Here is a 12382-nt window from a genome sequence, read left to right as displayed (position 1 = left end):
TTTTGAATCGAAAAAATGTTTAGATTTGTATTTAGCAAATAACACAAGAATGTCTGACTATAAATTAATTCTACCTTCTATGGGAGAAGGTGTAATGGAAGCTACTGTAACAAATTGGATCAAAAATATTGGCGATTCGATTAGTGAAGATGAATCGGTTGTAGAAATCGCAACAGATAAAGTAGATTCTGATGTTCCTTCGCCAGTTGCAGGAGTTTTAAAAGAAATCTTAGTTCCAGTAGACAAAATTGCAAAAGTAGGTGAGCCTATCGCAATTTTGTCTGTTGATAGAGTTGTAGAACAAGCTGATTCGGTAGAAGAAGTAGATACAAATAGCGATCAGGAAATTGCTGATGCAGCAAAATCTATCGAAGCTGAAGTTGCAACAATCAAAACTGAAACGCTTATTACTTCGTCAGATGATAAATTTTATTCTCCTTTAGTAAAATCTATTGCGAAAGAAGAAGGTGTTTCTCAGGCTGAGTTAGATCAAATTTTAGGTTCAGGAAAAGACGGACGTGTAACGAAAGATGATATTTTGGATTTCGTTAAAAATAGAGGAAATCAACCAGCGAAAACAGTTGTTACGACTTCTGTTGCTGCACCAGTTGCTCAACCTCAAGCACCGCAAGTGCAATCTGCGCCAATTTCTGTTGGTGAAGGAGACGAAATTATCGAAATGGATAGAATGCGTAAAATTATTGCGCAAAATATGCTACAAGCAAAACAAATTGCTCCTCACGTAACGTCTTTCGTAGAAGTTGATATGACGAATATTGTGTTGTGGAGAGATAAAAATAAAAATGAATTTCAGAAAAAACATGGTGAGAAAATTACCTTCATGCCAATTTTTATCGAAGCTGTAGCAAAAGCAATTCAAGATTTCCCAATGATTAATGCTTCGGTTGATGGAGATAAAATTATTAAGAAGAAAAATATCAATATTGGAATGGCGGCTGCTTTACCAAGTGGAAATTTAATTGTTCCAGTTATCAAAAATGCAGATCAATTTAATTTAGCGGGGTTAGCTTCTCAGGTTAATGATTTAGCAAATCGTGCGCGTAATAATAAATTGAAACCAGCAGAAATACAGGGAGGAACGTATACAATTACAAATATTGGTTCTTTCGGAAATACATTAGGAACGCCAATTATTCCTCAACCTCAAGTAGCTATTTTGGCTGTTGGTGCAATTGTGAAAAAACCTGCTGTTATCGAAACTCCGCAAGGAGATATGATTGCAATTCGTCATAAAATGTACTTATCTCATGCTTACGATCACCGTGTTGTGGATGGAGCTTTAGGAGGTATGTTTGTAAAACGTGTTGCCGAATATCTAGAGGCTTTCGATATGAATACGCCTGTGTAAGAGTAAAATAATACTAGATATAAAAAATCCAACTAATTTTAGTTGGATTTTTTTCGTTTAAATTTATAAGTAAGCATTACACCGCCTTTGTAAAGCAGCCACTCCCCACTTTTATTAAATGATTGCGCAGAATCATATCGTCCCAAATTAGGAGAATCTTCTTTATAATATCCTTTGTAATTTCCTTGAGAGTGTCCTCCACCAACAAAAACATCTAATCCCCAATGTTCGTTAATTTTTACTTGATAACCTATTGTAGCTCCTGTTAAGATTGCTACTCCACGTTGATATTTATCAGTGTTCCAATAATTCCATTTTTGAATATCAAAGAAACCAACTCCAATGTTTGGACCTATATAAAATTTACTAAAAGATTTATCAAAGTAATATCTACCTTCACCAAAAGCCATATACATTTGTAAATGATTACCTGCAAATGATTTCCAAGGAGAGATAAAACCGTCAGCTTGTAAAGTTATTCTATCTGTGATTGCATGTTCAACACCAAGATTTACCATTGCAAGTGGCATTGTTAACGCATTAACTTTTATTTGTGTTTCTCCTTTTTGAGCAAAGATTGTGGCGGGAAATAACAACCAAATTAATTTATTCATTCGTAATTTTTATCAGTTTGCGAAGCTAAGGTAAAAAAAAAGGTTTATTTAGATATTAATTCAAGCTTTTTTATAACTTTACTTAACATTTAATATATTATGGCACCAATCATATCAATCCTAATAATATTTTTGATTTTCGGAATTTTTGTTTCGATATTCTTTGTTATTGCCGTATCTGATGCGAAAGTCAGAGAGAAAAATGAACAACATACGCTGAAAAGTTTACCAGATCAGGTAGATCTAAAGGCTGTTGTACGTTATAATATTGGGCGTCCGCAAGGTAGATTTCTTAAAATGAAATCTTTTCAAGGAAGTGGTGTGTTGTATGCGCAAGGAGAACAATTAATCTTCAAAGATATTTTGGGTAATGAAGATCATATTTTTGATTTGAAAACATGCAAATTATCTTGGGTTGAGAACAAAATAAATGGGATTACAAATGCTTTTAAAGTAGCAGATCACGAAGCTATCATCTTCTTTTATATTGATAAAGGTGTCTTTATTTTTAATGCAATTGAAGAAAATGCGTCGACTTCAGATTTATATATTCGTTTGAAAGAATTGCGTAAAAGTATTAGAAATGCTAAAAAAGCTGAGTCGGCAAGTGAATAGTTAATCCAGCTCGGAAACCGCTCATATCTTTAAAATCCTTATTTTCTCTAAACTCGAAAGAATAGCCAGCATTTAACTCTACAATGCTCAAAACTGCGATACCAGCTTTTGGAGTAATTGTCCACGGAGAAACTTCAGTACGGATAACATAAAAAGCAGAGTTAAAGTTAGAGCTATATGGATCACCAGTATTGTTGCGAAAATTGAACATATATCCAGCTCCAACTTCTGGAATTACACGAAATTTGTCTTTCATATAACCCAAATTAGCATTGGCGCTAAACGTCAAAATATTGTTATTATCTTGTACTAAGAACAAATCTGTTCCAACTTTTCCGTAATTTCCGTTCCAATATTCATAACCAAGATTAATTGTAAAATAATCGGATAAATTTTGTTGTGCTTTCGCTTGAAAACTAATGATAAAAACAAAGATTGCGATGAACTTTTTCATGTGATAAAATTAATGAATTATTTAGCTTTCTCCCAAAAAATAAATTTTCATCATCATTAATGATTTTTTATTTCAAATTGAGAGGTATATTTACTCCAATTGAAAATTGAAAACCTTTGATAGGTTTAAAACTATCTTTTTTATTAATCTTAAAACCATATCCAAAACCAAAATCTACAAAAGAAGCTAATGAAATACCAGCTTTTGGAGTAATTGTATAAGGTGTAAATTCACTTTCTACAAATGGAAAAATATACATCAACTGGCTCGCGGTAACATATCCTGTAATGCCAACTTCAGGAATTACGTGAAAATTATCTCGCATATATCCCATATTAGCATTTGAGTCTAATTTAAAATCAACCATATTATCACCTAAGCCGAAAAGAAAAAATAAACCTGCTTTACCAAAGTTTCCAGATTGATTAGAGTAGCTTAAGGTTGGTCCCCATAGAACTTCTTGTTAATAAGAAAAAGAACTAAACAAAAGAAAGAGTGAAAGAATAATTTTTTTAATAAATATGGGATAGTTTTTCGTTAAACAAATATAATGTAAAGATAAATAGCTACAACTTATCTTGTTGTAGCTATTTATAATGATTTATTAAAATTTAAAATCTACTCAAAATTTTAATCCATCGTGAATCCTTTTGTATAGATTCGTCCGTAATAATCTGCAAATTTAATTGACACGCGACCTTTATAATTTTTTAAGATTTTTTCGATATCGTCTTGTGAACTTACATTTTTATCATTGATAGATAAGATAATAAATTCTTCTTGAACACCTGCTGCTGCTAATTTTCCTGCATTATCTAAATGTTTTACCATGACACCATAATTAATTCCGAAACTATCTTTTTGACGTTCTGTTAATGGCTCAAATTCTGCACCAAGAACTTCAGTTGGCGTTAAGTCAGATTTGCTTCTCACTTTAGTGCTTCCTTTAGCATCTTTCAATGTGATGTTGTATGTTTTCTCAGAGTTTCCACGTCTTACAGTAAGTGCAACATTGTCACCAGGACGTTTGCTACCTACGATGAATGATAACGAAGAGAAAGATGTAATTGGTTTTCCATCAACAGCTGTAATGATGTCTCCTTCTTCGATTCCAGAATCAATTGCTGATCCTTTCGCAACCAATTCAGTTACCATTACTCCATTATCGGTTTTAATGTTCTTTTTGAACTGTTTGTTATATTGTTTTACAGCATCTTCATTCGATAAATCAAAACCTTTGATACCTAAATATCCACGTTGTACAATTCCGTACGATTTGATATCCTCAACAACTTTTTTTACCAAGTTTGCAGGAACAGCAAACCCGTAACCAGAATAAGCTCCTGTTGGCGAAGAAATAGCTGTATTAATACCAATTAAATCTCCGTTTGCATTCACCAAAGCACCACCAGAGTTTCCTGGATTAATCGCTGCATCGGTTTGAATAAACGATTCGATTGGTGATTCAGAATTTTTACCTAAAATATTAATGCTACGCCCTTTTGCTGAAACAATACCTGCTGTAACAGTAGAAGTCAATCCAAATGGATTACCAACTGCTAACACCCAATCTCCAACATTAATGGCATCAGAATCGACAAATTTTGTGAATGGTAAACCTTTTTCACTAATTTTCAATAAGGCAATATCTGTACTTGGATCAGTTCCAACTAATTCAGCAATATAACTTTTTTGATTATTCAAAGTCACTTCAATCTTAGAAGCACCTTGTATCACGTGATTATTTGTAACTATATATCCATCTTGAGAAATAATTACACCAGAACCCATTCCGGATGGTTGATCTTGATCTGGTTGCTGTTGTTGTCTTCTTCTTTGTTGTTGTTCTGGTTGACCAAAAAAGAAATCAAAAGGATCAAACATTTGTTGCTGTTGTTGCTGTCTTTGATTCGAATAATTTTTGATACTCACAACCGTATGTACTGCTTTGTTAGATGCCTGCACAAAGTTTGGCGCATCATAGCCATAATTTCCTTTATAATCTACAAATTCAAAGTCTCCGTTTTTCTGATGACTTGCGTTTGTAATAAATGGATTACTTCCATTTTCGTTCATCAAATAAAAACCTCCCATAGTTGTCATAGAACTCACTAATCCAACTAATAAGTATCCTGTATATTTTTTCATCTTTATTATATAAGTTTTTAATGTTTTAGATTTAATCAAATTTAAGACCAAAATTTTAACATTTCAAACCGTTTAACGCATGTTAACACTATATTATAAATCTTTTATAACATTAGTTAAGAGTGACAAAAATGTCTTTACTTTGTTTAAAATTAAAGAAGTTGAAATTAAAATTTTATAAATATCAAGGAGCTGGGAATGACTTTGTCATGATTGATGATCGAGAAAAAACGTTTCCAATCTCTACAGAATTGATTAATAGGCTATGTGATCGTAATTTTGGTATAGGAGCTGATGGTTTGATTTTGTTACAAAATGATGAAAATTCAGACTTCAGAATGGTGTATTTCAATTCGGATGGAAACGAAAGTACAATGTGCGGAAACGGAGGACGTTGTATTATTCGATTTGCAAATGATTTGGATGTTGCCAATGACAAAATGACATTTAATGCGATTGATGGTTTGCATCATGGTATCGTAGATCAAGAAGTTATTCGTTTACAGATGATTGATGTAAATGAAGTAGAAGATCACGACAAATATTTATTTATGAACACAGGTTCCCCGCATCACGTAGAATTTGTGGAGAATTTGAAAGATATTAATGTCTACAAAAAAGGAAAAGCAATTCGTAATGGTGCGCCTTATTTTGAGAAAGGTTCTAACGTAAATTTTGTTGAAGTTATGCCAGATAATAGTCTTGCAATTCGTACGTATGAGCGTGGAGTAGAGGACGAAACCTTGGCTTGTGGAACAGGAATTACGGCAGCTGCGATTTCTGCTTATGTCAAAAATTTGGTAGACAAAAAAGATATCAAAGTAAAAGCAATGGGTGGAGATTTATCTGTAAATTTTGAAGAAAATAATCATAACTTTGTCAATGTTTGGTTAAATGGACCAGCAGTAAAAGTTTTTGAAGGTGAAATTGAAATTTAATTCAATCCAATGAAAAAATTAAATTTAGTATTAATATTAATCTGTTCATTCGCATTTGTAGGATGTACATTTATAGACGGTTTCAAAGGGAATGCAACCAAAGATGGTTATATCTATATTTCTCGTGGAGCTAAATTTGAACAAGTTTTAGATTCTTTAAAACCATTTTTGAAGGATGTAAAATTGTTCAAACAATATGCAGAAGATGCAGATTATCCAGCAACGATAAAATCTGGAAAATATAAAATATCAAGCTCAGATTCTAACCGCGATATTATTGATCGTTTGCAAGGGGGAGAGCAAGAAGAAGTGAAGCTTCGTATCAAAAATGAGCCAACAATTTATCATTTGGCGGGTTCAGTTTCCAAACAAATTGATATGGACTCTATCGAAGTTTTGACAGCTATTCGCGATTTTGTGAAAGAAAAAAACGATACAACGTTAAACGACGAAACAGTTAAACAATATTTTATTCCAGAAACGTATTTCGTGTATTGGGGATTAACACCAGAAAAGTTTGTGGACAAAATGGTGGCGCAGCACGACAAAGTGTGGAATGCAGATCGTTTGGCAAAAGCAAAAGCGCTCAACATGACACCTTTGCAAGTGACAACTTTGGCGTCTATTGTACAGTTGGAATCATCTGATAATATGGATGAACAACAAAAAGTTGCACGTGCATATATGAATCGTTTGGCGAAAGATATGCGTTTAGAAGCCGATCCAACATCTATTTATGCGTACAAAATGGAAAATGGTTGGGATCAAAAAGTACAACGTGTGTACAAAAAATGGACGTGGTCTTCGAATGCGTACAACACATATCGTAACAAAGGTTTGCCACCAGCACCAATTTGTTTACCAAATTTAGGAGCAATTGATGCGGTTTTATCACCAGCAAATCACGATTTTATTTTCTTTGTTGCAGATCCTAAAAAACCAGGTTACCACATTTATACCAATGATTATCAGGAACATTTGAAAAATGCTGAGAATTATAGAAATTGGTTAAAAGAGAATAATATCAAATAGTTGTATCTTTAGCTAAACCAATTTTAGCTATGTTACAACCAAATTATACAAAAAGAGAATTCCTAAAACTGCTTGGTACAGGTAGTTTAGGAATTTTTTTTATGTCTTTTTATTCGTTTGATGATTTTTTGGATGATGATTTAATAATCTTGACAAAAGATGATGCAAAATATGATCAATACCGAAAATCATTCAACAAAAGAATTGAGAAGTTTCCGAAAATTATAGCAGTTTGTAAATCTGAAACTGGAATAAAAAAAGCAATTGCATTAGCAAACGAAAAGAAACTAAAAATTGCCATTCGAAGTGGAGGACATAGTTTTGAAGGTTTTTCGAATGTTGATAACGGATTGTTGATTCATCTTGGATTGATGAAGAAAATTACGTGGTTGCAAGAGAATAAAGTGAAATTACAACCAGCTTGTTTGTTGCAAGAGATTTATGCGAATTTTTTACCTAAGAAAAGAATTATTCCAGCTGGTTCGTGTGGAACTGTCGCTATTGGTGGTTTGACTTTGGGCGGTGGTTATGGTTTTTTTAGTCGGAAATATGGTTTGACTTGTGATAATCTGCTTCGTGTAAAAATGATCGATTACAAAGGAAATACAATCGACTCTGATAAAGATCCAGATTTACTTTGGGCGTGTAAAGGAGGAGGAAATGGAAATTTTGGAGTTGTGACGGAATTACATTTCAAAACTTATCCAGCACCACAATCTTTCAGTGGATATCGCATGAAGTTTAATAATTTGACTTCTGATAAATTTGTCAAATTAATTCTACTTTGGTTTCAAGCAACGGAAAAGTTACCCAACGATGCTTTTTCGGCTTTTGTGTTGAATGGAAAATTTTTAACGATTTTATTTACCAATTTTGCAGTAAATCAAACAGATTTTGAGAAAATATTTTCGAGTTTAATTCCATTATCGAATGATTACAAACCTATGAAAAATAGAAATCTGGCTGCTGCGCTCAAAAATTATTATGGCGTAACAGAGCCGATTTATTTCAAAAATTCTTCGGCTGGTTTGTACACAGGAATTGAAGATATAGAAAAAGGTTTGGAAGATATTTTTGCAAAAGTTGTTGCTTCTAAAGGAATGATTTATCAGATCAATACTTTGGGAGGAAAAATAAATGAAGTCAAAGCTTCAGATTCTGCTTATCCACATCGTGATATTAATTATTTGAGCGAATTACAAGCATATTGGGATTTGCCTTCGCAAGAAGAAAAGTTGACAAAATCATTTGAAGAAGTGCAACAATTGTTAAGAAATCTTGGAAATGTAAAACAATACCGAAATTATCCAGATATCAATTTTCCTGATGCAAATAATGCTTATTTCGGGAATAATTTGGTTCGATTACAAAAGTTGAAAAAGAAATATGATCCGAATAATTTGTTTGATTATCCACAAGTGATTAAATAGTAAAAGCCCTTCAATTGAAGGGCTTTTACTATTTAATTCATTTATTTTAGAACTTATATCGTAAACTCACGATAAAATACCTTCCCAAAACATTTTTAGTTGTAGTCGATATGTAGTTATCATTAAATCCATTCGAAACAATTACGTTGTTTCCTAATAAGTTTCCACCTGTAAGAGTTAAATAAGTTTTCTTCGCAATATTATATCGTGCAGAAGCATTCCATTCTTTTGCTGTGTTTATTTCTACTCCATCGCGGTATTGTAAACGATAAGAGAAATCGGTCTGAACTAATAATTTACTTGTAGCGGACCAAGCAGCTTCTCCATATGGACGCCAGTTCGTAAATTTCTGTTCAGATAATGATTGATATTTACTTAGGTTTAAATTAACCCCAGCCTTCAATTCAAATTTCTTTTTGAATGTAAATGAGTTCTCTAAATTATAAGTTTGATTAAAACTCTTGTTGTTAACATTGTTTAATTTATCATTTGTTACAACACCATTTTTGTATTCAATATTTCGTGTAATGGTATAATAATTAGAAGTAGAAATATTACCTGTTAATCGTGCATTGTACCATTTAGCAAAACGTTTCCCAATCATGAAATATCCTGAATAAGTTTCTTGATTATTACCAGAATTAATTAAGGTATTGAATTGATAGTTATTTACAATTGTATCGTTTCCTGAGATGATAAAATCACGGTTTAAAACAGATTGTGTTTGTATACTTTTTTCTTGTAATGTATAACTCAAATTCGCAAAAATATTAAAAAATGTGAATGAGTTAAAATGACTAAAATTAAGACTTGCTGTATGTGTCAAAGCTTGTCTTAAGTTTCTATTTCCATAGAAAATCGATTGATAACTTTGAATTGTGTACGAATCATTAAAATCTTTTGTGTACGGATAGCTATAGTTTTGTGTATAACTAGCGCGAACACTTGTTGCATTGTTAAACTTGTATTGCAAATTCAAATGAGGTAAAAATTTTGTTTCCGAACGATTTAATTTTTCACCATCTTGGTATTTAGATTTTTCATTAAAAAATGAAATTCCTGCTCCTGCATCTACTTGAAAGTTTCCTAATTTTTTTGTCAACGTTACATCAGCAAAAGACTCGTTGTAATCTAGATCTGTATTACTGATTAATAAATTATTATTCATTAATTTCTGAAAATCATAGATTTTATTCTCAAAATCTTGTGTACTAAAATTTGTTCCAACTTTTACTTTAAGGTTAGATGTATTTGTCAACAAATGATTATAGATTCCATATAATTGAACAGTATTCAAAACAAAGTTTTGATCTTGATTGATATTATATTGATTATTTACTTGAGATAAATTCTTGAACAAATTAAAAGATGAGAACGGATTTGCTGTTGATAAAACATTGTAATCTGGCGTATCTTTTTGATATTGATGACGGAAATATAAACCAACATTATCATCGCGCCCAACTTTACGGATGTAAGATAAAGTTTGTGATAAAGAATAATTCTTCTGTTCAGAATTTACATTTCTAAAGCTATTTTTTTGATCATTATAATAGCTATCAACCAATTGCTCGTTTTCGCTATCTAAATAATTAAAGTTTAAGCGATATTTAATTTGTCCTTTATCATTCGGATTATAATCTAAACGCAAACGCGACATTCCCATCAAAATATTGCTCTTATTTTGTTCTTGATCGACAGTTGTATAAGGCGTTTCGATGTTGTTGTAATAACGCTCAGATTTAGAATTGTAACGAATATTATTGGTATTAAGTAAACCAAAACCAGAGATTTTTAATTTCTTATTTGGTTCAACACCAAAATGCACAGCACCATTATAGGTATTCATACTCGGCGCATCATTTTTTGTCATTAAGTTTAGATTGTTCGAATTTCCTCTTAATGAATAAATACTTCCTTCAGAATTAAATTCAGAATATCCACCAAAGAAGCTCATATAATCATCTTGATCAAAAACTTGTTTCCCGAATGTATTAAAATCATTGATTAAAGTACCGTCCGTTTTTTCTGAGAAATAGAAAATCTTTGCTTGTGCATCTGTATGTTTATCCGCATCTCCACCTAACGTCACATTACCAAATGCAAGACGTTTCATATCATCTTTTAGTTCGATGTTTAACGAGAATTGTTCGTCATCTTCTTGTAAGGAAGAAGCAAACGGATTTGATTTGAACTTAGTATTTAATTGAATTTTAGAAACTGCATCCGAAGGTAAATTTTTGTTCAATAATTTTTCGTTACCACCCAAAACTTCACGTCCACCAACTGTTACTTGCGACATTGGTTTACCTTTGTACATTACCTTACCATTCTGAACTTCAATTCCAGGTAATTTTTTAAGAATATCTTCTAATGTTTCCTCATTTCCAACTTTGAAAGAATCTGCATCAAACTCAATTGTATCACCTTTTACTTTGATTGCTTGTTGAGCTTTTACAATTGTTTCTTTTAAGGAAATTTCTTTTCCTTGTTTAAGCTTTATTTTTTTGTTGACATTTTCAGTCAAATCAACATTCTCAACATATGTTTCGTAACCAGCTTGCTCAATTTCGATGTCATATTTTTGTCCACAAGGCAATTTGAATTCAAATTCACCCATATTGCTTGTAAAAACAAAACCTTTGCCTTCGTTTTTACTATCAAAAATAGAGACAGAAGCGTCTGTAACAGGAATTCCAGCATCATTTGCAACAGATCCTTTTAATTTACATTCTTGCGCAAACGAGATTTGAGCTGCAGAAGTAAATAAAATTAGATAGAGTAATTTCTTCATATGTATTTTTTAGTTGATGACTCAAATAGATTTTTTTGTAAAACACATCTGTTTATGTGTTAGAAACAGATGTGTTTTTATATGTTTTGAATGAATTATTTAGTGTCTAGACCTCCATTCATTTGTTCTTGCATTTTTTTCTGAATATCCATTACGATTTTCATAAATTGATCTTGTGTAACAACTTCTCCTTTTGTAGGTAAAGCAATTTTCAATTCTTTTTCAGAAATTTTTAAATCTTTCAATGTGTAAATTAATTTAGCTCCATTCATTTCAAACTCAGCTTTTATAATCAAACCTGGCAATCCAGCTAATGAAGTTGGTCCATCTTTTACAGGGATTTCTGGCGCATACCAAGCTGTCACAGGAATAGAATCCATCATAACGCCTTCCGCTTTTGTCGCTTTGTAACCAGCTATATCCGTTTTTTCACGCGAGATTTTCCATTTATAATCTGGAATTTGATCTTTAATCAAATATTGTTTTACACCCATATCAACTTCTTTGTAATACATATTTGGAGTTACAGTAAAGTCTTTATAAGTTGGTTTATTATCCATTGCAGCCATTTGTTGAGCAATTATTCCTAATCCACCTTGTCCGTTATTTACTTTTTCTTCTAATGTAAATGTTGAATTTTTGGAATTACTTTTAAAGAAGTAAGTCATAAAAATTCCTGCATCAATTTCAGCTTTTAGCATTCCTCCAACTTGAGCTCTGTATGCTTCTGGAATAGTTTTCATGGTTTTTTCGTAGTCCATTTTAACTTCCATTACATAAGTTGCATCGATATTTTGTGTTTTATTGTCTTGCGCGATAGAAATTGTAGTTGTAATAATTCCTAAGACAAATGTTAAGATTGCTTTTTTCATAATTATTGTATTTGTCTAATTAGTCTGCTTTTGTAGACTAATGTTACAGATATTTTTTGAATTTATTCTAAAAAATAAAATGTCATTCAAAAAGTTAAGGATTTCCAAATGACATT

At 31.8% G+C, this 12382-nt stretch carries 11 protein-coding genes; 5 read left to right on the top strand and 6 right to left on the bottom strand.

The window, feature by feature from the left end; genetic code table 11:
• The first annotated feature begins 49 nt into the window (after nt 1-49).
• Entirely contained in the window at nt 50-1369 is a 1320-nt protein-coding gene (locus B2X73_RS05760; protein ID WP_291059149.1) for a dihydrolipoamide acetyltransferase family protein, read from the top strand.
• Nucleotides 1370-1407: 38 nt separating this feature from the next.
• Here B2X73_RS05760 and B2X73_RS05755 read toward each other — a convergent pair whose 3' ends face one another.
• Nucleotides 1408-1983 (bottom strand): DUF3575 domain-containing protein, encoded by a 576-nt coding sequence (locus B2X73_RS05755; RefSeq protein WP_291047747.1) that lies wholly within the window; start codon nt 1981-1983, stop codon nt 1408-1410.
• A gap of 99 nt (nt 1984-2082) precedes the next feature.
• Between B2X73_RS05755 and B2X73_RS05750 the strand changes: the two genes are divergently transcribed.
• On the top strand, nt 2083-2598 hold the full coding sequence (locus B2X73_RS05750; RefSeq protein WP_291047749.1) for a hypothetical protein: 516 nt from the start codon (nt 2083-2085) through the stop codon (nt 2596-2598).
• On the opposite strand, the gene B2X73_RS05745 is transcribed toward B2X73_RS05750, so the two are convergent.
• From B2X73_RS05745 to B2X73_RS05735, 3 genes are all read right to left on the bottom strand, one after another.
• Nucleotides 2570-3052, bottom strand: coding sequence for a hypothetical protein (locus tag B2X73_RS05745; protein ID WP_286495068.1), 483 nt, complete (start codon nt 3050-3052; stop codon nt 2570-2572). The two genes, B2X73_RS05750 and B2X73_RS05745, sit on opposite strands and share 29 nt — an antisense overlap.
• Before the next feature lie 67 nt (nt 3053-3119).
• Entirely contained in the window at nt 3120-3419 is a 300-nt protein-coding gene (locus tag B2X73_RS05740; RefSeq protein ID WP_291095987.1) for a hypothetical protein, read from the bottom strand.
• Nucleotides 3420-3682: 263 nt separating this feature from the next.
• Nucleotides 3683-5200, bottom strand: coding sequence for a Do family serine endopeptidase (locus B2X73_RS05735; protein ID WP_221853974.1), 1518 nt, complete (start codon nt 5198-5200; stop codon nt 3683-3685).
• A 161-nt stretch (nt 5201-5361) separates the two neighbouring features.
• Here B2X73_RS05735 and dapF point away from each other — a divergent pair, with 161 nt between their 5' ends.
• The 3 genes from dapF to B2X73_RS05720 are packed head-to-tail and all read left to right on the top strand — an operon-like array spanning nt 5362 to nt 8600.
• A complete protein-coding gene (gene dapF / locus B2X73_RS05730; RefSeq protein WP_038331176.1) occupies nt 5362-6138 on the top strand; it encodes a diaminopimelate epimerase in 777 nt (258 codons plus the stop codon).
• Between the two features lie 9 nt (nt 6139-6147).
• Entirely contained in the window at nt 6148-7170 is a 1023-nt protein-coding gene (gene mltG, locus B2X73_RS05725) for an endolytic transglycosylase MltG (protein WP_038331083.1), read from the top strand.
• A gap of 29 nt (nt 7171-7199) precedes the next feature.
• Nucleotides 7200-8600, top strand: a complete 1401-nt coding sequence (locus tag B2X73_RS05720) for an FAD-dependent oxidoreductase (protein WP_291095985.1) — start codon at nt 7200-7202, stop codon at nt 8598-8600.
• 46 nt (nt 8601-8646) lie between these two features.
• Here the strand turns inward: B2X73_RS05720 and B2X73_RS05715 are convergent, their stop codons facing one another.
• Together B2X73_RS05715 and B2X73_RS05710 are read right to left on the bottom strand one after the other, a co-directional pair.
• A complete protein-coding gene (locus B2X73_RS05715) occupies nt 8647-11394 on the bottom strand; it encodes a TonB-dependent receptor (protein ID WP_291095983.1) in 2748 nt (915 codons plus the stop codon).
• A 95-nt stretch (nt 11395-11489) separates the two neighbouring features.
• Complete coding sequence (locus B2X73_RS05710; RefSeq protein WP_291095981.1) at nt 11490-12266, bottom strand: GLPGLI family protein; 777 nt, start codon at nt 12264-12266, stop codon at nt 11490-11492.
• Nucleotides 12267-12382 lie beyond the last annotated feature (116 nt).

The organism is Empedobacter sp. UBA7252, assembly GCF_002472765.1.
Lineage (GTDB): Bacteria > Bacteroidota > Bacteroidia > Flavobacteriales > Weeksellaceae > Empedobacter > Empedobacter falsenii_B.
This window is presented reverse-complemented; position numbering and strand designations above follow the sequence as displayed.

Coding starts and splice junctions, on each gene's coding strand:
- B2X73_RS05760 (WP_291059149.1), top strand. CDS start 50: ATGTCTGACTATAAATTAATTCTACCTTCTATGGGAGAAGGTGTAATG.
- B2X73_RS05755 (WP_291047747.1), bottom strand. CDS start 1,983: ATGAATAAATTAATTTGGTTGTTATTTCCCGCCACAATCTTTGCTCAA.
- mltG (WP_038331083.1), top strand. CDS start 6,148: ATGAAAAAATTAAATTTAGTATTAATATTAATCTGTTCATTCGCATTT.
- B2X73_RS05735 (WP_221853974.1), bottom strand. CDS start 5,200: ATGAAAAAATATACAGGATACTTATTAGTTGGATTAGTGAGTTCTATG.
- B2X73_RS05720 (WP_291095985.1), top strand. CDS start 7,200: ATGTTACAACCAAATTATACAAAAAGAGAATTCCTAAAACTGCTTGGT.
- B2X73_RS05710 (WP_291095981.1), bottom strand. CDS start 12,266: ATGAAAAAAGCAATCTTAACATTTGTCTTAGGAATTATTACAACTACA.
- B2X73_RS05740 (WP_291095987.1), bottom strand. CDS start 3,419: ATGGTTGATTTTAAATTAGACTCAAATGCTAATATGGGATATATGCGA.
- B2X73_RS05750 (WP_291047749.1), top strand. CDS start 2,083: ATGGCACCAATCATATCAATCCTAATAATATTTTTGATTTTCGGAATT.
- B2X73_RS05715 (WP_291095983.1), bottom strand. CDS start 11,394: ATGAAGAAATTACTCTATCTAATTTTATTTACTTCTGCAGCTCAAATC.
- B2X73_RS05745 (WP_286495068.1), bottom strand. CDS start 3,052: ATGAAAAAGTTCATCGCAATCTTTGTTTTTATCATTAGTTTTCAAGCG.